Source organism: Paraburkholderia sp. D15, assembly GCF_029910215.1.
Lineage (GTDB): Bacteria > Pseudomonadota > Gammaproteobacteria > Burkholderiales > Burkholderiaceae > Paraburkholderia.
Map to the genome: position 1 here is coordinate 286,778 of NZ_CP110395.1, position 20,182 is coordinate 306,959.

The 20,182-nt window shown below is 63.1% G+C and carries 15 protein-coding genes and 1 pseudogene; 12 read left to right on the forward strand and 4 right to left on the reverse strand.

Annotated elements, in window-relative coordinates; all coding sequences use genetic code 11:
- Positions 1-51: 51 nt before the first annotated feature.
- Both LFL96_RS37045 and LFL96_RS01205 read right to left on the reverse strand, forming a co-directional pair.
- The gene (locus LFL96_RS37045) at positions 52-270 is read right to left on the reverse strand and encodes a transposase domain-containing protein (RefSeq protein ID WP_348638407.1); all 219 of its coding nucleotides are present in this window, start codon (positions 268-270) and stop codon (positions 52-54) included.
- Positions 221-1,543 (reverse strand): annotated as a pseudogene (locus tag LFL96_RS01205) (IS66 family transposase). The gene LFL96_RS37045 and the pseudogene LFL96_RS01205 overlap by 50 nt, the downstream one beginning before the upstream one ends.
- Before the next feature lie 626 nt (positions 1,544-2,169).
- On the opposite strand from LFL96_RS01205, the gene LFL96_RS01210 reads away from it, so the two are divergent.
- From LFL96_RS01210 to LFL96_RS01220, 3 genes are all read left to right on the forward strand, one after another.
- Positions 2,170-2,811: a hypothetical protein gene (locus tag LFL96_RS01210; protein ID WP_280997119.1), complete on the forward strand. Its 642-nt coding sequence runs from the start codon at positions 2,170-2,172 to the stop codon at positions 2,809-2,811.
- A 239-nt stretch (positions 2,812-3,050) separates the two neighbouring features.
- Positions 3,051-4,079, forward strand: coding sequence for a type II toxin-antitoxin system PemK/MazF family toxin (locus tag LFL96_RS01215; RefSeq protein ID WP_280997120.1), 1,029 nt, complete (start codon positions 3,051-3,053; stop codon positions 4,077-4,079).
- Positions 4,080-4,546: 467 nt separating this feature from the next.
- A complete protein-coding gene (locus tag LFL96_RS01220) occupies positions 4,547-5,281 on the forward strand; it encodes a hypothetical protein (protein ID WP_280997122.1) in 735 nt (244 codons plus the stop codon).
- A 25-nt stretch (positions 5,282-5,306) separates the two neighbouring features.
- Here the strand turns inward: LFL96_RS01220 and LFL96_RS01225 are convergent, their stop codons facing one another.
- A complete protein-coding gene (locus LFL96_RS01225) occupies positions 5,307-7,034 on the reverse strand; it encodes a methyl-accepting chemotaxis protein (protein WP_280997124.1) in 1,728 nt (575 codons plus the stop codon).
- Between the two features lie 586 nt (positions 7,035-7,620).
- On the opposite strand from LFL96_RS01225, the gene LFL96_RS01230 reads away from it, so the two are divergent.
- The 7 genes from LFL96_RS01230 to LFL96_RS01260 all read left to right on the forward strand — a co-directional run bounded on the left by LFL96_RS01230 (position 7,621) and on the right by LFL96_RS01260 (position 16,012).
- On the forward strand, positions 7,621-8,193 hold the full coding sequence (locus LFL96_RS01230; protein ID WP_280997126.1) for a TetR/AcrR family transcriptional regulator: 573 nt from the start codon (positions 7,621-7,623) through the stop codon (positions 8,191-8,193).
- 60 nt (positions 8,194-8,253) lie between these two features.
- Positions 8,254-9,144 carry an SDR family NAD(P)-dependent oxidoreductase gene (locus tag LFL96_RS01235; protein WP_280997128.1) on the forward strand — a complete coding sequence of 297 codons (891 nt, stop codon included), beginning with the start codon at positions 8,254-8,256 and terminating at the stop codon, positions 9,142-9,144.
- A 131-nt stretch (positions 9,145-9,275) separates the two neighbouring features.
- A complete protein-coding gene (locus LFL96_RS01240; RefSeq protein ID WP_280997130.1) occupies positions 9,276-9,977 on the forward strand; it encodes an NAD(P)H-binding protein in 702 nt (233 codons plus the stop codon).
- Positions 9,978-10,143: 166 nt separating this feature from the next.
- The gene (locus LFL96_RS01245; protein WP_280997132.1) at positions 10,144-11,745 is read left to right on the forward strand and encodes a sensor domain-containing diguanylate cyclase; all 1,602 of its coding nucleotides are present in this window, start codon (positions 10,144-10,146) and stop codon (positions 11,743-11,745) included.
- An 81-nt stretch (positions 11,746-11,826) separates the two neighbouring features.
- Positions 11,827-12,483, forward strand: coding sequence for a DUF2239 family protein (locus LFL96_RS01250; protein ID WP_280997134.1), 657 nt, complete (start codon positions 11,827-11,829; stop codon positions 12,481-12,483).
- 460 nt (positions 12,484-12,943) lie between these two features.
- A complete protein-coding gene (locus LFL96_RS01255; RefSeq protein ID WP_280997136.1) occupies positions 12,944-14,509 on the forward strand; it encodes a methyl-accepting chemotaxis protein in 1,566 nt (521 codons plus the stop codon).
- A gap of 195 nt (positions 14,510-14,704) precedes the next feature.
- Complete coding sequence (locus tag LFL96_RS01260; protein WP_280997138.1) at positions 14,705-16,012, forward strand: solute carrier family 23 protein; 1,308 nt, start codon at positions 14,705-14,707, stop codon at positions 16,010-16,012.
- A 6-nt stretch (positions 16,013-16,018) separates the two neighbouring features.
- Here LFL96_RS01260 and LFL96_RS01265 read toward each other — a convergent pair whose 3' ends face one another.
- Positions 16,019-17,674 (reverse strand): Na+/H+ antiporter, encoded by a 1,656-nt coding sequence (locus tag LFL96_RS01265; protein ID WP_280997140.1) that lies wholly within the window; start codon positions 17,672-17,674, stop codon positions 16,019-16,021.
- A gap of 323 nt (positions 17,675-17,997) precedes the next feature.
- Between LFL96_RS01265 and LFL96_RS01270 the strand changes: the two genes are divergently transcribed.
- Entirely contained in the window at positions 17,998-19,275 is a 1,278-nt protein-coding gene (locus tag LFL96_RS01270; protein WP_280997142.1) for an EAL domain-containing protein, read from the forward strand.
- A 188-nt stretch (positions 19,276-19,463) separates the two neighbouring features.
- Complete coding sequence (locus tag LFL96_RS01275) at positions 19,464-20,165, forward strand: copper homeostasis protein CutC (protein WP_280997144.1); 702 nt, start codon at positions 19,464-19,466, stop codon at positions 20,163-20,165.
- Positions 20,166-20,182 lie beyond the last annotated feature (17 nt).

Genomic DNA, 20,182 nt, shown 5'->3' on the forward strand with positions numbered 1-20,182 from the left:
AATGTCCCATGTGTAAGCGTGTCGCCGATACCGTCTTGACGCGGCGCTGAATTACATACGCGCTGGAAGCTGAGCAGCGACGGCCCACGGGGTGAGGTCATCGAGGCGATTGATGGGATGATCGGCAACACGGGCGAGTACGAAGCGCAGGTATGCCTCTGGATCGACATTGTTGAGCTTCGCGGTGCCGATCAGGCTGTAGATCGCTGCGGCACGCTCACTACCTGAGTCCGCCCCTGCAAAGAGATAGTTGCGACGGCCAATCGCCACGCCGCGCAATGCGCGTTCGACCGGCAGGTTGTCGATCTCAAGGCAGCCGTCCTCGCAATAGCGCGTGAGCGCCGCCCATCGATTCAAGGTATAGAGGATTGCGCGACTTGTATCGGACTTGCGCGAGAGCGTTTCCAATGTGGCGGTGAGCCACGCATTCAACTCATCAAACAGTGGGCGCGCGTGCTGTTGCCGGTACGCACGGCGTTCGTGGGGGCGGTTTGCCACGGATATTATCTTCGACCTTGTACAAAGCCCCAATGCGCTCGAGCGGTTCGGTGTTCAGCGCATTGGGACGCGCCGCGTGCAGTTCGTAGAACTGTCTTCGCGCGTGGGCCCAGCATGCCGCTTCGGCGACACGTCCCGTTTCGTAGATGGCCTGGTAGCCGCCGTACGCATCGGCCTGCAACGTGCCGCTAAACGATTCAAGATGCTCCTGCGGATGGATGCCCTTGCGATCCGGCGTCTAGGTGAATCACACGGCCGGCGGCGTCTTGTCGCCCGAGGCCCGATCGTCGCCCACATAGACCCACAGACGTCCCCTCTTTGTCTTGCCGGCACCTGGCGCCAGCACTGTCACAGGCGTGCCGTCGACGTACAGTTTCGTTGCCGCCATGACGTGTCGGCGCAACGCGTCGACCAGTGGCTGCAGTAGCGCAGCACTGTGGCCGACCCACTTCGCAAGCAGCGAGCGATCAAGCTCCACGCCTTCGCGCGCATACATGACCGATTGCCGGTAGAGCGGCAGGTGATCCGCGAACTTCGAGACGAGTACGTGAGCCAGCAGGCCGGGGCCAGCCATGCCGCGTTCGATGGGGCGGCTCGGGGCTGCGGCCTGCGCCATATGCTCGCAGCACGAACAGGCAAACCTGGGGCGCACATGGCGGATCACGCAGAAGCTCGCCGGAACGTATTCAAGCTGTTCGGAGACGTCGTCTCCCAGTTGCTTCATCTGGGCACCGCATTCGGTACAGCTCTGGTATGACTCAGGCGGATGTGTCTGGATTTCTCCGGACAGATGCTCCAGCAACGGCTTACGCTGCATCTGTTCCGGTGCGGTGTGCGGCGTTCTGGGGATTTCGACGGGTGTGGCACCTTCATCCGCTTCGAGCTCTTCCAGACGTAGTTCGAGTTGCTCGATCTGATGGTGCAGCTTCTCCCATTCGCGTCCGAACTGTATGCGGCGCAGCTTCGCAATGAGCAGCTTCAGATGCTCGATTTCGGCCTTGTCTGTCGCAATAGCGGCCTTCTGCGAATCGACCACGTTCTGCATACGCTTGAGTTACGCGTCGCGTTCGCGCAGCACGGCCTTCGGGGCCTCGAAGTCGTCTGGACAGTGTGTCAGCAGAAGTCATGCCGACAGTTTACGCGTCGGCGCCGACGTTTATAACTCGGACGTGGGTCGCCCGGTTCCGGCAGGTCATAGTCGCCCGCCAGGTAGTGACGGCGCCATTTAAACAGCAGATTGACATTGACCCGTGCTCGCGTGCGATGAGTGCAGCAGACGTCTCTGGAACGAGCGTCGCTTCGACGAGCTGCCGCTTGAATTCCACCGGGAAGTTGGGGCGTTTGATCTGTTTGGCCTGCGTTGTCGTATCCACGATGGTGTCCACCATTTATTTGGTGGACACCAAAGTAGCCAAACTCAACGGCTATTGCTACACGATACTGGCGACACGCTTATCCTCGCCTTGAACATGGGTTTTTCGATACGCGCTAAACAACCCATGACGTTCCGAACTGGCTCGCCATTTGGCTGCAAGAAAATCCTACCTGGTTCGTCGCACGACGTGTGTCCCCACTTCCGACTACCATCTATTTCCTCAACTGAAGTTTGGTTGACTCATAAAGCTCTGAGTTCATCTCATCAAGGTCATCGTTCTTTGATCCACTTATCCAATGCAAAACACGACCACTATCTCCGTTGCTCGAGTGCTGCTGAATCGAATCCAAGCTTGGGTACGGCGTCACACGTGCCATTTCAACTGCTCGGACTTCTGGCCTGGCCGTGAGCTAAAGCAAGCCGCCATTGTCCTCGCGGCTTGGGCACTTCCCGCAATAGTTGGGGTTGTCGTAACTGACTGGCTCGGCCGTTACCGGTCAGTCAGATATCTGCAAATCTCAATTCAGGAAGGCATTGGGCCGCATATCTGGAATGTCTTCGGGGTGCTTGGTATGGTTCTTACCGGTTTTCTGATTGCAGTTCCCAGACAGAAATGGCTTGCGATCGCGGCATATCAGGTAATGCTGAACACTTATGCTCTCGGCGCGTTGATGTTTGGACTTCTGCTCGGAAAATGGATCTGTGTCATCGTTCCGCAGGATGCTTATTCACTCGTCACCGTGACGCGATCGATGTTTGCCGTTGCGATTTTTCTGAATCTGTTGATTTGGTATGTGGCTTTTCTTGTCTCGCCCGCGCGCCTTGATACTGGTTTCATGCGCTCGGTCGCTCAGACCAAGCCGCAATTTCGCCTGCCGTTCGCCTTGGCAATTGTCCTGATCGCGATTGCTTCGCTTTACGTCTGTATGGACAAGTAGCCCGATGGATGGCGCGTTCTTGATCTGGGCCGCGACGTTCTCAAAGAGGAAACGCTACCGGAGAAGAGCGCGTACGCTATACGACCAGTCCGTCGACGCGCAGGGGGTATTCGAAGTCTTTCAATATGGGGGGGGCAGAATTTCCGCGCCTCCTGTAGCGAGGTTAGTCGCGACTATTCACCCAGCCCCACTTGTGGCACATTCACCTGCTTTAGAAGCGCTCGCAGGAATAACAACAAATGCCGCAGATCAACGTCGAGTATTTCGAGCTGGTAGACGATCCAGTTGGAAACGGAAACCGAACCCCACAGTTGAGAGGTCGTGAGAGCTTCGAGGATATCGAAGAGGCACTGATTCCCTCATCGGAAACGTTCAAGGTCTTTTGCGTCAAGAAGTTCGCTGGAACCAACAACTATCGTTGGCATGTGGAGAGCGTCGTCTGTACGTCAGCGCCTGGAGATCCCACCGCAAGCTATAAGGTAGAACTGAGCGAGCTGAATCAGCGAGTGCCTGAGGTATATCTCGAGCAAACGCTTCGGAATACCGGTGCGGCAGTGAACCGGGTCCTATGGACCGGCACATTGGTCGAAGTCGACTATGGTTTCATTCAGAGCGTGGGTGGACACGACGGGGTGGTCCGCACTAATGAACGCTACAGTGACACCCTGCAACAAGGGGAGATGCACAAGCGCCGCCTGGCTGTCGTCGTGAACGTTTCTGGTGGTCGCGTCAAGGTCGCTCCGGTCACGTCGAATCCGCAAGCCGGTCAAGATAAAACCTGTTTTGAACTGGACCCGACGACATTAAGCAAGCTGTCCTTCTATGGTTCCTCAGGCAAGCAGAGTTGGGTTCTCTGTAGCATGTTGGAAACGGTGTCGGTCAGTCGCATCCTGCCGCCTATGTCCAAATTTTTGGTTCGTGGCCGCGAAAGAGATGGTCGGAATGTCCACTATACGCAAAAGCTGAACGCAAACGAGCTTAAGCTGCTCGAATCAGCTTTGCTTCATGCTATTGGAATTACCGACTACTCTTCCCTCAAGGACGAACTCTCGGCGAAGAAACTTGAATGCGCGGAAATCGACGAGCTCAGGCAGTCGGTCGAAAATCTGAAAGCTCAACTCGCGACGGCGGGAACAGAAAACGCGCGGCTCAAACTCATCGAGGAAATCGCGAGGGACTGGGATAGAGCAATTGGAGGAGGGACGCTTGACGCAAGGGTTACCGAGCTTGCTCACTTGTACCGAGAAATGGCCGAAGAGGCCGATTGACAGTGGACAGCTATCCGCGCATAATCGTTAACACTGGTGGGGTGCTTGGAGCAGTACCGAGCCCCCGCGACGGCGGCAACGCCTTACTGCGAAAGAAACGTTTCAAGAAAAAGCCACCTTCGGGTGGCTTTTTTGTTTTCTGCTCAACCTGAACTCAGGTGCGGCATAGAGCATGCAACAATCAGCTCTAGCCAGAGCCCGTCTGTCTGCAAACGTAGTCGCGCCGATCGTGCTCCGCTCTCGAACTCGCACTAAAAGGCATCCGGATGAAATGTCTGATAGCTCGTGTTTTCACGCTGTCACTGTGCTTACTAGGCTCCGCCGCACAGGCAGCAGGCAGCCAATCGATCAGCGTCCCCGCAACCGCTGACCGCCCCGGCCTGGCCGGCAAAGTCTGGTATCCCTGCGCTTCAGACAGCGGCACCGCTCCCTGTCAAATCCCAGGCACCAGCACACTTCCCCTAATCGTGATCTCCCACGGCGCCGGCGGCGACGTCAACGGCCACCACGACACCGCCGAAGCCCTGGCCGACCACGGCTTCATCGTCGCCGCGATCAACCACCCTGGCGACACCGCCCGCGACCACAGCGCGATCGGCAGTCTCCCAGCCTTACTCATCAACCGTCCATCCGACATCAAGCGCCTGATCGATTTCATGCTGAGCGACTGGCAAAACGCATCCCGAATCGACCCCCACCGCATTGGCTTCTTCGGCTTTTCCCGAGGCGCGTTGACGGGCCTCGTCCTCGCGGGCGGCCAGCCCGACATGGGAAAAATGGCGATCGAATGTCGCGCCGAACCCGACTGGGGCGTATGCCAACACCCCACACTGCCGCCACAACCGCTCCCTCGCGACCCTCGAATCCGCGCGATGGTTCTAGCCGACCCAGTCTTCGGCGCCATGTTCGTCGACGGCCTCTCCACCGTGACCCTTCCACTCCAACTCTGGGCGAGCGAATACGGCGGCGGCGGCGTCACGCCCGCGGATGCCAAGGCAGTGGACGAAGGCCTCCCCACGAAGCCCTCGTACACCATCGTCCCGAACGCCACGCACTACGCCTTTCTCGCGCCATGCAGCCCGGCGCTGGCGCAAGCCGTCCCGCAAATCTGCACGGACAGAACCGGCTTCGACCGCAAACAGTTCCACGAGACATTCGACGCCAGCGTCGTGACCTTCTTCGAACGAACGCTCGGCAAGTAGACAGGGCGCTCGTCAGGGACGCTTCTCAAAACTTATCCCACCCATCCTCGCCACCAGCACCCGCACTCGCTCCCGCCAGCGCAACCATCGGCACGGCATTCGCATGCGTAACCTTCCGCGCAAAAGCCGAGGCAGAACCCGAGCCCGAACCCGCGGCCAACCCCGAACCCGCCCCGCCCGCATACCGCACCGCCTCCCTACGCGAAGCGCCGCCCGCTGAAGCAACCTCCGCCCCAGCCTCCCCCCTCGCGATCTGAAAAAACGCCACCGCCTCGTTCAGCCGTTCCCCCTGATCCTCCATCGACTTCGACGCCGCTGCCGCCTCTTCGACCAGCGCCGCATTCTGCTGCGTCACGTTATCCATCTGCGTAATGGCGAGGTTGATCTGCTCGATCCCCCGGCTTTGCTCGGTCGATGCCGCCGCGATCTCCGCCATGATGTCCGTCACCCGCGCCACCGCCTGCGTGACCTCACTCATCGTCTTCCCGGCCTCACCGGCCAGCGCGGACCCATCGCGAATCTTCTCCACCGACGTGGTGATCAGATCCTTGATCTCCTTCGCCGCGCTCGACGACCGCTGCGCCAGACTCCGCACCTCACTCGCCACCACCGCAAACCCACGCCCTTGCTCGCCGGCGCGCGCCGCTTCAACCGCCGCATTCAGCGCAAGAATATTGGTCTGAAAAGCGATCCCTTCGATGATCCCGGTGATATCCGCGATCTTCGTCGAGCTCTCGCTGATGTCGTGCATCGTGCTGACCACCTGCCCAACCACCTCGCTGCCTTTGTGCGCAACCGACGAAGCATTCGCCGCCAGCGTGCTGCCTTGCTGCGCGTTGTCGGCGTTCTGTTTCACCGTCGACGTCAACTCTTCCATGCTCGACGCGGTCTCCTGCAACGAAGCCGCCTGCTGCTCGGTACGCTGACTCAGATCCATATTGCCCGCCGCAATTTCCCGCGCCGCACCGGCAATGCTGTTGCTGCTGTCGCGCACCCGTCCGACGATCGCCGTCAACCGCTCGTTCATCTCGCGCAACGCGCGCAGCAGTTTGCTGGTCTCGTCGCTGCCATCCACGGTGATCCGCGTGCGCAGATCGCCCTCGGACACCGTCCGCGCGACATCGATCGCAAAACGCAGCGGTTTGGTCACCGCGCGCGTTATCGTCACGCACGCCATCACGGCCAGCGCCACCGCAATCAGGCAGATCGCGAGCAGCAGATTGCGTTGGCTCACGTAATGCGCGGCATAGTCGTTGATCATCTCTTCCTGACGGCCATGCGTGTACTCGGCGTACGCATCGGTCGAGCGGATCAGCGCGGCGAGCAGCGGCCGGCATTGTTCATCCATCTTCACGATCGCCTCGTCGCGTTTGTTGGTCAGCGCGAGGTTGACGATGTCGGTCGCGACCGGACCGTACAGCGACTCCACCCGGTTGATCTCGGCGACGAGACTGCGGGCCTTCTCCGACGTATCCGTCGCGGACCCGATCATGTCGTTGAGCTTCTTGAGGTCGGTCTGCACGTCTTCGTGCGCGCGCAGCACGTCGGCTTTCTCAAGTTCGAGGTCCTGAGGTTTGGTGACGAGCACGAGGTTGCGCGCGGCGATCGCGCGCCGGTCGACGGCGGTGCGCACCTGGACGGCCATGTCCGCGCGCGCGTTGATGCCGTGGACGAAGCTGGAAAAGCCATCGGTCGAATCGCTCAGCGCTTTCAGCGAAAGGCCGGAAACCACGACGACGATGACAGATAGCATGCCGAAACCGGCAACGAGTTTGGTTTTGATAGACAGATGCTTAAGTGTCACGATTAGTTCTCCAATAACGAAACGTTAGAAGCGTTCGCAATGGACTCTCAGGTCCGGGCATGGGAGCGTCTATGTGACCGCTTCGTACTACCAGGCGGCCCTGCGCGTTGATTTCCCCTCCTCGGTCCCGACGTGGCTCGCCGCAACGAATGGCGAGCCGGCGTCAGGCACAAAATGGGTATCCCATTTACCGGATATCGGAATACGCGGACGCGGACTTAAGGCTTATCGGGTATATCTCTATAAGCTTGCACACGATGAGCGAAGAAGCCGTCATTTCCTAAGAAGATGAGTAAATTTAGGCATCCGGCGGGAGGTTCAATCGTCTGTTTATTGCGCTGCAAAACGAACGTTCGGGCGCGGCAGCAATGCGAAGTGCGACGGCCGGGCAAGGCGGCGTGAAAAAAGTGGCTTGAACGATTCGGATTCTGTCGTTATGATTGAGCAATCACTCATTTAACCGGTGATCTTCCTGAGCGAAGTTCGCTGGTTGGCGCCGATAGGGCGTCACATCGTCACCCGGATTCGATTCAGCATGGCCCGTCCCAAAAGCGAAGACAAACGCAACGCCATCCTCGCCGCCGCCGCCGAGGTGATCGCCGAGCAGGGACTGAGCGCGCCCACCTCACGCATCGCGAAACTCGCGGGCGTCGCGGAGGGCACGTTGTTCACGTACTTCGACAATAAGGATGACTTGCTGAACGCGCTGTATCTCGACATCAAGGGCGAACTGCGCGACCTGATGATGAGCGCGTACCCGAAGCACGCCAGCGTGAAAGAGCGGGTCCAATACGTGTGGAACAAGTTCGTCGATTGGGGCGTCGCGCAGCCGCAGAAACGCAAGGCCATGGCGCAACTCGGCGTGTCGGAGCGGCTGACCGAACACACGCGCGCCACCGGCATGAAGTCGTTCGCCGACATCAACGGCATGATCGAGGCGAGCATCGCGAGCGGGGCGTTGCGCGATCATCCGCCGGCTTTCCGGTCGGCGATCATGAGCTCGCTCGCGGAAACCACGATGGATTTCATCGCGCGCGAACCGGCCGAAGCGGAGCGCTATCGTCAGGCTGGCTTCGATGCGTTCTGGAACGCGATCGCGAAGCAGTAATTTTTTTTATCGCATTAATGAGTGATTACTTGCTCAACTAACTCTCAAAAGGAGCGCATCATGTCGAAGGTCTGGCTGGTTACCGGAAGTGCTCGCGGCCTCGGTCGCGAGATCGTCGAAACGGCGTTGCAGGCGGGCGAGCGGGTAATCGCCACGGCGCGCGATCCGCGAAAGCTGGCGGACCTGGTCGCGCATTACGGCGAGCAGATCCGCGCGGTCGCGCTGGACGTCACCGATGCCGCGGCGGCGCGCGCCGCCGTGCAGGCCGCCGTCGATGCGTTCGGACGTCTCGACGTGGTCGTCAACAACGCGGGTTTCGGTCATCTGGTGCCGTTCGAACAAACCACCGAGGACGATTTCCACGCGCAGATCGACACGAATTTCCACGGGGTCGTCAACGTGACGCGCGCGGCGTTGCCGGTGCTGCGCGAGCAGCGCGCTGGCCACATCATCCAGATTTCGTCGGTGGGCGGGCGCGTCGGGATGGCGGGGCTTGCCGCGTATCAGGCGGCGAAGTGGGCAGTCGGCGGCTTTACCGAAGTGCTGAGTCAGGAACTGGCGCCGTTCGGCGTGCACGTGGTCGCGCTGGAACCCGGCGGGATGAAAACCGGCTGGGGCGCGGAGGCATCCGGCGCGACGCCGGAGCTGCTGCCGGACTACGAAGCATCGGTGGGGATGGTGACCGGGATGCTGAAGGAATACCGTGGCCGCGAAGCCAGCGATATCGCGAAGGTCGCGCAGGTCGTGCTGAAGCTCGCGTATCACGACGCGCTGCCACCGCATCTGCTGCTCGGTAGTGATGCCGTGTACTTTTGCGGCGCGGGCGACAAGGCGCGCACCGAGAACGCCGAGGCATGGCGTGCGGTCAGCCTGTCGACGGATTACGCCGCGACCGGACCGGTGCCGGCGCTGCCGGCCGTCGTGAAGCAGCTTGAAGTCGAACTGCCGTAACGCGCGACTGCATTGAACGTAACAACCGTGGCATCGGCACGTACTGATCCGCCGATGCCACGCTACTCGAAACCCGAACAATACGACCAACCCGTACACCCTCATCAACCTCCCCACCGGAGCACCGCAGCATGAAGGTTCTGATTTTCGGCGCGACCGGCATGGTCGGCCAGGGCGTCTTGCGCGAATGTCTGCGCGCGCCCGACGTGGAGGCGGTCCAGACCATCGGCCGCACGCGCAGCGGTCAACTCGATCCGCGTCTGACCGAAGTGATTCAGCCGGATCTGTTCGACTACAGCGCGCTGGAAAACCAGCTGACCGGTTTCGATGCGTGTTTCTTCTGCCTCGGCATCTCGTCGGCGGGCATGACGGAGGCCGATTACAGCCACCTCACCCACGACCTCACGCTCACCGCCGCACGCACGCTGGCCCGACTCAATCCGCGCATGACCTTCATCTACGTGTCCGGCGCGGGCACCGACAGCACCGAGCGCGGCCGCAGCATGTGGGCGCGGGTCAAGGGCCGCACCGAGAACGCGCTGCGCCAACTGCCGTTCGCGGCGGTCTATCTGTTCCGCCCGGGCGCGATCGAGCCGCTACACGGAATCCGCTCGAAAACGCGCGCCTACCGGCTCTTCTACACGTTCGCCAAACCCATCCTGCCGATCCTGCGGGCGCTTTTGCCCAACTACGTGCTGAGCACCGAGGACATCGGCCTCGCGATGCTCGAAGCCGTGCGCCACGGCGCGCCGCAGGCGGTACTCGAAACCGCCGGCATCCGCGCATTGAGCCGCACGGCGGCGCCACCCGCGCTCGATCTGCGCGCCGGTTAGCGCCCCAGATTCGGCTCAAACCATAAAAACCCTGCCTGTTCAACCGTTTGACGCCCCGCCGGGTCTGGTACGCTATCTGAAAAATAGGGCGCTGACCGGATGCCGGACGCGGAATGTGGCCCACCTTCTGACGCGCGTGGGCCAGCGCAACGTTGAACGAGTCCTTATGGTGACGCGCCGACCGAACATCGTGATTGCGATCAGTATCGTGCTGGCCAGCGCGATGCTGGCGATCGCCGTTTGGGTGCTCGCGCAGATGCGCGACGACGCGTTGCGCCGCGCGCAGGACTCCGTGTTCAACGTGTCGCTGCTGATCGAGCGGGACGTGTCGCGCAATCTGGAAATCTACGATCTGTCGCTGCGCGCGGTGATCGACGGTCTCAAGCAGCCGGGCGTGCTCGACCTCGATCCGGCGATTCGCCAGATGGTGCTGTTCGACGGCTCCGCCAGCGCCAAAGACCTCGGCTCGCTGCTCGTCATCGACGAAGCCGGCGACATCCTGTTCGATTCGCAATCGTCGCCGCCGCGCAAGATCAACGTGGCCGATCGCGACTACTTCAAGGTGCAGCGCGATTCGCCCGACGTCGGCTTGTACCTCAGCCATCCGTTCATTCCGAAGATCCACGGCAAGGACGTCAGCATCGCGCTGAGCCGGCGCATTTCGAAACCGGACGGCAGCTTCGGCGGCGTGGTGGTCGGCACGATGCGGCTCACGTATTTCCGCAGCCTGTTCGCCGGCATGAATCTCGGCGCGGGTGGCTCGATGGCGCTGATGCTCAGCGACGGCACCATGCTGATGCGGCGTCCGTACGATCCGAAGATCATCGGCATCGGGCTCGCCGGCACGGCGAACTACTCACGCTTTCTGACCCAGCCGAGCGGCGATTTCTTCGGCACGGCGGCGATCGACGGCGTCGAACGCTGGTATGCGTTCCGTCACATCGACATGTATCCGCTGATCCTCGACGTCGCGCTCTCCACGCAGGACATCTACGTGGAATGGCGGCGGCGCGCGTGGATCATCGGTTCGCTGATCGGCGCGCTCGACGTCACGATCATCGCGCTGGCCGTTCTGTTCTCGCAGCAACTGCGGCGGCGTCGCGCGGCCGAGGAAGAATTGCGTGTCCTCGCACGCACCGACGGTCTCACCGGCCTGAACAATCGCCGCACGTTCGAGGAGGAGGTCGAGGCGGAGTGGCGCCGCGCGCAGCGCAACGGCTGGGCGCTGTCGATGCTGCTGATCGACGTCGACAACTTCAAGGGCTTCAACGACCTGTACGGTCACTCGGCGGGCGATGACGCGCTCATCGCGGTCGCGCACAGCATCGCGCAGAGCATCCGGCGTCCGGGCGACGGCGCGGCGCGCTACGGCGGCGAAGAATTCGCGGTGCTGCTGCCGGATACCGACGAGGTCGGCGCGGCGCATATCGCGGAGAAAATTCGCGCGGCGATTCAGGCGCGCGAACTTCGGCACGTCGCGAGTTCGCACCATGTGCTGACGGTGAGCATCGGTCTGGCGACCATGCGCAACCAGAGCTTCGCGACGAGCCGCGCGCTCATCAATGCCGCCGACGAGGCGCTCTACGAAGCCAAGGACGCGGGCCGCAATCGCGTGATGCCGTATCGGGCGACGGTTCATACGCATATGCATGCGCATGCGCGCGGCACGGCGAGCGTTCAAGGCGGCGCAGGCTCGACGGCCGCGTCAGAACCCGCAAACGCGCTCGCAGCGGAAGCACGCGCCGGTTCCACGTCGCGTCTCCGTTAAATTTAACCCGGGTATTATTTGCGGATAAATTATATCCGGGTATAATTCGACAAACTTTCCTTCCGGGATCAGGAGTTTGTCGTGAGTTCACAGTCTTCCATTTCCACTTGCACGGCCTTCGAAGGGCATCGGCGGATCGCGTCGGGCGCGTTGCCGGACGTGGCGCTCGCCGTGCACGCGGTGCTCGCGCGCGGCGAACAGGCGCCGGTGCTGATTTTCGACGACGTCACGAGCCAGCCCATCGAGTTCGATTTGCGCGGCACGCCGCAAGAGATCGTCGCGCGGTTGAAGAAACAGGCCGGCGACGCGACCGATGCCAACGCGGCCCACTCCGCCGCAACGGACTCCGACACCACCACCGCCGCGACTTCCGCGGAAGATGCGCCGCGCGGCCGTGGCCGTCCGAAGCTTGGCGTGGTCGCGCGCGAAGTCACGCTGTTGCCGCGTCATTGGGACTGGTTGAACGCGCAATCGGGCGGCGCGTCGGTGGCATTGCGCAAGCTGGTCGAAGCGGCGCGCGTCGCGGGTGAGGACCGGCATCGGCAACGTGTGGCGCAGGAGGCGTCGTATCGCTTCATGACCGCGCTCGCCGGCAACCTGCCGAACTACGAAGACGCCACGCGCGCACTCTTCGCGGACGACCGCACGCGCTTCACGCAGATCGTCGAAACATGGCCCGCGGATGTGTGCGCGTTCGCGTCACGTCTTGCCGAACGCGCATTCACCGCTAAGGCGTGAAGGCTGATCGCCACATCGCCACATCGCCACCCGCGCCGCACTCGCCCCACGTGGCGAAATGCCGCTCCTTCAAAACGCACAGACCGCACAGACGAAAAAAAACCGCTCACGCCGGGGAAGCGTGAGCGGCAAGTCGGAGAGTTACAACATCGCATGCGCTTCATGGGGTGAACGCAGCCCACGCAGTCTAAGAGTCCGGTTTACCCTGATACATCAGACGAATCCCAAACGCCCGCCAAGCTCTTAAGCAGTACTGGCGGCGCATTGCGGCCTGTCCCTAGGCCAGAGTGCCGCCTTTCATCATCCTTGCCGCGTTATTCCTGTCATTTGTCTGATCAAGACTCTGTCATCGCAGCCGTAAATGAGAAGGAGCGTCGCTGCGTAGGGCTCGTTCGCGAAATGTTTCGCGGCGGGGCGCATCGGCGAAAGCGCCTGACGCGACCTTGGGAAGGATGAAGAGATGAAGTGGTTCGACCGCATGACCGTATTCCGCAAACTGTTGCTGGCATTTGCCGTGGTGATCGGCTTTTGCGTGGTGATCGGCGCAACCGCGCTGAACACGCTGTCGTCGATGCATGACATCACGACCGTCATCGGCGACAAGCACATGAATGGCCTCTACTGGATGGAAGAGGCGAACCGCCACAAGATCGACTCCGACCTCGCCGCCGCGAATCTCGGCTATGCCGCCGACGACGCGGCCCGTCAAAAGCTGAAGGACGGCATCGTCGCGTCGCTGAAGACCATGCACGGCGCCTACGACGAATATCGCAAGACGACCGGCAGCGCCAGGGGCCAGGAAATGTTCGACGCCGTGCTGCGCGAGTCGGGCGTGTGGGAAAGCATCGTGCACCAGCAGATCGGTCTCGAACCGATTCCGGCTGGCGTCGATAACAACGAACTCGTGCGCCGCGCGATCGCCGCGAGCGAAGCGCTGCGCGACCGCATCACCGCGCTGATCGACTACCGTCGCCAGCAGGCGGTGGAAGCGCAGCAGGAAGCGAGCGACGACTATCAGCACATGCGCATCGTGATGAGCGTGCTGGTGCTCGGCGCGATCGTCGCGGGCATGGCGCTCGCCACCTTGATCGCGCGCCGTCTGTCGCGTCAGCTCGGCGGCGAACCGGACTACGCGATGCAGATCGCCAACCGGATCGCCGACGGCGACCTCAGCGTGCGCGTCGACACCCGCGCGGGCGACAACGACAGCATGCTGTTCGCGCTGCGCAACATGCGCGAGCGTCTGGCCGGCATCGTGTCGGGCATCAGCGAGTCGAGCGAATCGATCCTGATGGCGTCGGGCGAAATCGCGCAGGGCAACACCGACCTGTCGCAACGCACCGAGGAACAGGCAGCGGCGCTGCAGGAAACCGCGTCGAGCATGCAGCAGTTGACCTCGACGGTGAAGATGAACGCCGAGAACGCGCAACAGGCGGGCGGCGTCGCGCACGGCGCGTCGGAAGTCGCGGCGCGCGGCAGTCATCTGGTCGGCGACGTGGTCGAGACCATGCGCGAACTGGCGGCCGGTTCGAAGCGGATGACGGACATCATCGCGGTGATCGAAGGGATCGCGTTCCAGACCAACATCCTCGCGTTGAACGCGGCGGTCGAGGCGGCGCGCGCCGGCGAACAGGGCCGCGGCTTCGCGGTGGTGGCGGGCGAAGTGCGCTCGCTCGCGCAGCGCAGCGCGGTGTCGGCGAAGGAGATCAAGGAACTGATCGAGAACTCGACGGCACGCGTGGGCAGCGGCGCCGAACTCGCCGAACGCGCCGGCCAGACGATGGCCGAGGTCACGCATGCGGTGAAGCGCGTGACCGACATCATGGGCGAGATTTCGTCGGCGTCGCAGGAACAAAGCACCGGCATCGAGGAAGTCAACCGCGCGGTCGCGCAGATGGACGACGTGACCCAGCAGAACGCCGCGCTGGTCGAACAGGCTGCTGCTGCGGCGGCGTCGATGGCGGATCAGGCGCGTCAACTTCAAGCGGCCGTCACGGTGTTTTCGCTCGAAGCGCGCGGCGCTTAAAGCGAGTCCTGAAACCCGTTCCGAAGCCAGCCCGTCAAGCTCGCACGCAACGGCAACGCGCGGCGAAAACCGCGCGTTTTACCGGCCTTGCCAGGCCCCATGGCACTCCGTACACTCGCGCCTGATTCCCGAGCGGCGGCGTCGATTCCGGCGCCGTCCACGATACACCGCGCCGATTAGAGGAGAACCCCCGTCATGGCCGATTCCTACTTCCCCCACTGGCGACGCCAGCCCGCCGGCGCCGAAGGCCGTATCGTCGGCACCGACGAACGGCTCGCGTGGCCGCAGATGATCGCGATGGGCGTCCAGCACGTCGTCGCGATGTTCGGCTCCACGGTGCTCGCGCCGCTGCTGATGGGCTTCGATCCGAACCTGTGCATCTTCATGTCGGGCATCGGCACGCTGCTGTTCTTCGTGCTGGTCGGCGGCCGCGTGCCGAGCTATCTCGGTTCGAGCTTCGCCTTCATCGGCCTCGTGATCGCGGTGACCGGCTACGGCGGTCATGGTCCCAACCTGAACATCCCGGTCGCGCTCGGCGGCATCATCGCGTGCGGCGTGGTGTATGCGGTGATCGGCCTGATCGTGTCGGCGGTCGGCACGCGCTGGATCGAAACGCTGATGCCGCCGGTCGTGACCGGCGCGATCGTCTGCGTGATCGGCTTGAATCTCGCGCCGATCGCGGTGCACGGCGTGAGCGGCAGCAACTTCGATTCGTGGATGGCGCTCGTCACGGTGCTGTGCGTGAGCGCGGTCGCGGTGTTCGCGCGCGGCATGCTGCAACGCCTGCTGATTCTCGTCGGCCTGCTGATGGCCTACGTGATCTACGCGATCGTCACCAACGGTCTCGGCATGGGCAAGCCGATCGATTTCGCGATCGTCGCCAACGCCGCGTGGTTCGGCATGCCGCATTTCACCGCACCGGTCTTCAACCTGCAGGCGATGACCCTGCTCGCGCCGATCGCGGTGATTCTCGTCGCGGAAAACCTCGGCCACATCAAGGCGGTGAGCGCGATGACCGGGCAGAACCTCGACCGTTACGTGGGCCGCGCCTTTCTCGGCGACGGCCTCGCCACCATCGTGTCGGGCTTCGCGGGCGGCACGGGGGTGACGACGTACGCGGAGAACATCGGCGTGATGGCCGTCACCAAAATCTACTCGACGCTGGTGTTCGTGATCGCCGCGTTGATCGCGCTGCTGCTCGGTTTTTCGCCGAAGTTCGGCGCGGTGATCCAGACCATTCCGGGGCCGGTGCTCGGCGGCGTGTCGATCGTCGTGTTCGGTCTGATCGCGGTGACGGGCGCGCGCATCTGGGTCGTCAACAAGGTCGACTTCTCCGATAACCGCAACCTGATCGTCGCGGCCGTGACGCTCGTGCTCGGCGCCGGCGATTTCTCGCTGAAGCTCGGCGGCTTCGGTCTCGGCGGCATCGGCACCGCGACCTTCGGCGCGATCATTCTCTACGCGCTGCTGCGCCGCAAACCGGCGCAAGGGCCGGTGGCCTGACAGGTTCTACTTGCGGCGCGCAGTCAGCGCCGTCTCCGACAGATCCACCTCGCGCATCAGCTTGTTCAACGTCTCGTCGTTGATCGTGCGGCTGTTGCGTAGCGCCAGCAAGGTCTTGCGTTCGGCGCGCATCGCGGCCAGCTTCATCGTGAATTCCAGTGACTCCGCGCGGCGCGCGAGGTCGCGCGATTCCTGCTCGTCGTCGAGCGACGCGAGCCGGCGGCGGTACAGATCCATCACCCGGGCGGTCACATCCGCCGCGTACGCCGCCGCAGATTCGTCGAGATCGGCGGACTCGGTTTCGTGGACGTCGTCGATCGCGCGGATCGCGGCTTGCGCCGCCATCGTGCGGGCGAGGGTTTCCTCGGCCGCGTGCGGGTCCTTGTGCTTGCGCCAGCCGTGCAGCAGGAACGGCAACGTCACCACCGCCACCAGCAGCGACACCAGAATCACGCCCGACGCGATGAAGATCGCCAGATCGCGGCCGGGTAGCGGCGCACCGTTCTTCAACACTTCCGGCAACGACAACACACCGGCCAGCGTCACCGCGCCGCGTACGCCGGCGACCGTCGTCACCGTGGCGGTGCGCAGACCCGGCACCGCGTTCGCCACGCCGTGCTTCGTCGCGCCCCGGCTCGCGAACCAGCGCAACAGCCACACCCAGACGAAGCGCATTGCGTAGAGCGCCACCGCAACCGCCGCGATATAGCCGATCAGCAAGCCGACCTGCACGTCGCTCGTTTCATGCGCGTCGAGCAGCGCGCGGCCGAGAATGTGCGGAAACTGCAGCCCGAGCAGAATGAACACCATGCCGTTGAAGACGAACTCGATCATGCTCCACGTGGTGCCCGCGCGAATCCGCGTCGATGCCGGTCCCGCGTTCGCGACGCTCGTGTAGTTCATCATCATGCCGGCGGCGACGGCGGCGAGAATGCCGGACAACTCGAAGCGCTCGGCGATCAGATACGCGGCGAACGGAATCAGCAGGGTCATCACGACGCCGGGTGCGGGGTCGCCCTCTTCGTTGAGATTCAGCAGATGCGTCGACGCGAAACTGAACAGCCAGCTCACCGCCGCGCCGACCAGCAGTCCGCCCAGCGCGATGATCACGAAACTGATCGACGCGTCGCGCAGCGAAAACACGCCGGTCATCGCGGCGGCGATCGCGAACTTCAGCGCGACCAGACCCGACGCGTCGTTCATCAGCGCTTCACCTTCGAGAATGTGCATCAATCGCCCGGGGATCTTGCCCTTGCCGACGATGCCCGACAGCGCGACCGCGTCGGTCGGCGACAACACCGCCGCGAGCGCGAACGCGACCGGCAACGAAATGGCCGGCACCAGCGCATGCACGAAATAGCCGACCGCCAGCACCGTCATGAACACGAGACCGAGCGCGAGCATCAGGATCGAACGGCGCGCCATGTAGAACTCGCGCTTCGGAATGCGCCACCCGTCCGCGAACAGCAGCGGCGGGATGAACAGCATCATGAAGATGTCCGGATCGAAGGTGACGTGCAGGCCGAGCGCCGGCCATGCGAGGAATGCGCCGATCGCGATCTGCACGAGCGGCAGCGGCAACGAGAACGGCAGAAGACGGATCGCGATGCCCGACACGGACACGGCCAGCAGGAGGATCAATACGGTAAAGACAATGTCCATCGGTCTGTTTCTGGGGATGACGGGTTGCGTGGATGAGCTTCGACGTGAGGCGCCGCGGGAAGTTTAGCCCGATGCCGCCCGATACCACTGCGGACAACACGGGCGCCACCGCCGGCTGCGCACCGTAACGGTGCGCGCGACGCCCCCGCGCGGCGCATCGGCCCTTGCGCCGTGCAATCTCCAATGCAAACGTCATGCGAATGTGCGCCACCGTGCGCATGGAGCTTGCTTAAGCCATACCGATGACGCACATTTTGAGAAACGGCGCCGAGGTTGTTCGCTTCCGCGTTCGGACCGGCCCGGCTCTCGCGTGAGAGGATTGCATGACCATTGCGCAACAGGAAAGGACGGCCAGCGCGCCGCATGGCTTCGATGTCGAGGTGACGTCGGGTCTCGAACGCTATTCGGCGCAGCATGGCGAGCTGACGCTGACCAGCGTGTTTCAACCGATCTTCAGCCTTTCGCATATGCGGGCGGTCGGCTACGAGGGACTGCTGCGCGCGCATGACACGCTCGACCGTCCGGTGTCGCCGCTCGACGTATTCGGCGAGGCCGCGCGTGTCGGCGACGTGCTGCAGGTAGACCGGCTCGCGCAGACGCTGCATCTGGAAAACTTCAAGGTGCTCGGCGCCGATCGAGAATGGCTGTTCCTGAACGTGCATCCGGGCGCGCTCACCGATCCGTATCTGTCGGCGGCTTTGCTGGCCACGCTCAAGCGGCTCGATCTGCCGCCGCGCCGCATCGTGCTCGAAGTGCTCGAACAGCGCGCCGAAGACCTCGAACGTCTCGCCGATGCGGTACGGCAGTTCCGCGAACGCGGCTTCCTGATCGCGCTCGACGATTTCGGCGCGGGGCATTCGAACGTCGAACGGATCTGGCAGTTGAATCCGGACATCGTGAAGCTCGACCGCATCATGCTGTCGCATGCCGCGCATCGCGCCGACATGGCGACGATCCTGCCGGGGCTCGTCGCGTTACTGCACGAAGCGGGCAAGCTGGTGCTGATCGAGGGCGTGGAAACCGAGCATGAAGCGCAGATGGCGCTCGCCTGCAATGCCGACTTCGTGCAGGGCTTCTTCTTCGGCCGGCCGAATCCGGGTGCGGCGGATGCGGTGCATGCGGCGGCCTGCATCAGCGAATTGACCGAACGCTATCGCGATCAGACCGAGGCGCGCGAGCGGCGTGGGGCTAGCCGGCTCGTGCCGTATCTGCGCGCATTCGAGCGCGCGGCCGAACGGCTCGCTGCCGGCGAACCGCTCGAGGAAGTGTGCTGGAATTTTCTCGCGCTCGACCACGCCGCGCGCTGTTTCCTGCTCGACGCGAAAGGGCGGCAGGCGGGTCGCAACGTCGTGCTGCGCGCGGACCGCGCCGCGCACGAAACGCGCTTTTTGCCGCTGGCGGACGCGCAAGGCGCGAACTGGCTGCGTCGTCCGTATTTCCGCGATGCGATCAATGCGCCGGAGCGCGTGCATGTGACGCGGCCGTATCTGTCGATCAACGAGGCGCTGCCGTGCGTGACGCTGTCGGTGGCGACGCGCGTCGGCGAGCAGACCTGCGTGTTGTGCGGCGATATCGACTGGGTGGACGAGGAGCGGTTTTGAGCGGGCGGGCGCGGTGAGGAGGTTTGTGGGGCCGCGTGCAACCGCTCGCAACCGCTTGCAACCGTTCGCAGCCGCGTAAAGCCGCGTGCAGCCGTTCGAGCATCGCTTCGCCCACGCAGCGAAAACCTGCGCGACCAGACGTTCGTGCGCGATGATGTCGTTTTCCACGACGACATCTCGCCGCGACCATGACCGTTCTACTCGAAGTCATCGCCACCACCGTCGCCGATGCGCGCGTTGCCGCGCAAGCGGGCGCCGACCGCCTCGAACTCGTCACCGCGATGGGCGAGGGCGGTCTGACGCCGAGCATCGGCTTGATCGAAGCGATGGTGGCCGCCGTACCGATTCCCGTCAACGTGATCGTGCGGCCGCATAGCCGTTCGTTCGTCTACGACGCCGACGATTACGCGACGATGTGGCGCGACGTGCGCGCGGTGAAGGCGGCGGGCGCGAACGGCATCGTGATCGGCATGCTGAACGAAGCGGGCGAGATCGACCGCGAAGCGCTCGCGCGTGCGATCGACGCCGCCGATGGGCTCGCCATCACCTTCCACCGCGCGTTCGACGAGACGCGCGATCTGCGTCGAGCGCTGGACGTACTGCTCGGTTTCGATGCGGTGACGAACGTGCTGACGTCGGGCGGCAAGGCGTCGGTGCTGGATGCGGAGCCGACGATCGGCGAGTTGATCCGGCAGGCGTCAGGTTCGCATTGCACGATCCTGGCGGGAGCCGGTTTGACGCTGGAGGCGATTGCCGGCTTCGTGAGCCGGACCCAGGTCGAAGCGGTGCACTTCGGTTCCGGCGTCCGCGAGCGTGGCCACGGTCTGGCGCCCGTCGAGGCCTTCAGAGTCGCACAGGTCCGGGCCGCGCTGGACGCGACCCGGACCTGACTGCGCTTATTTCTCGC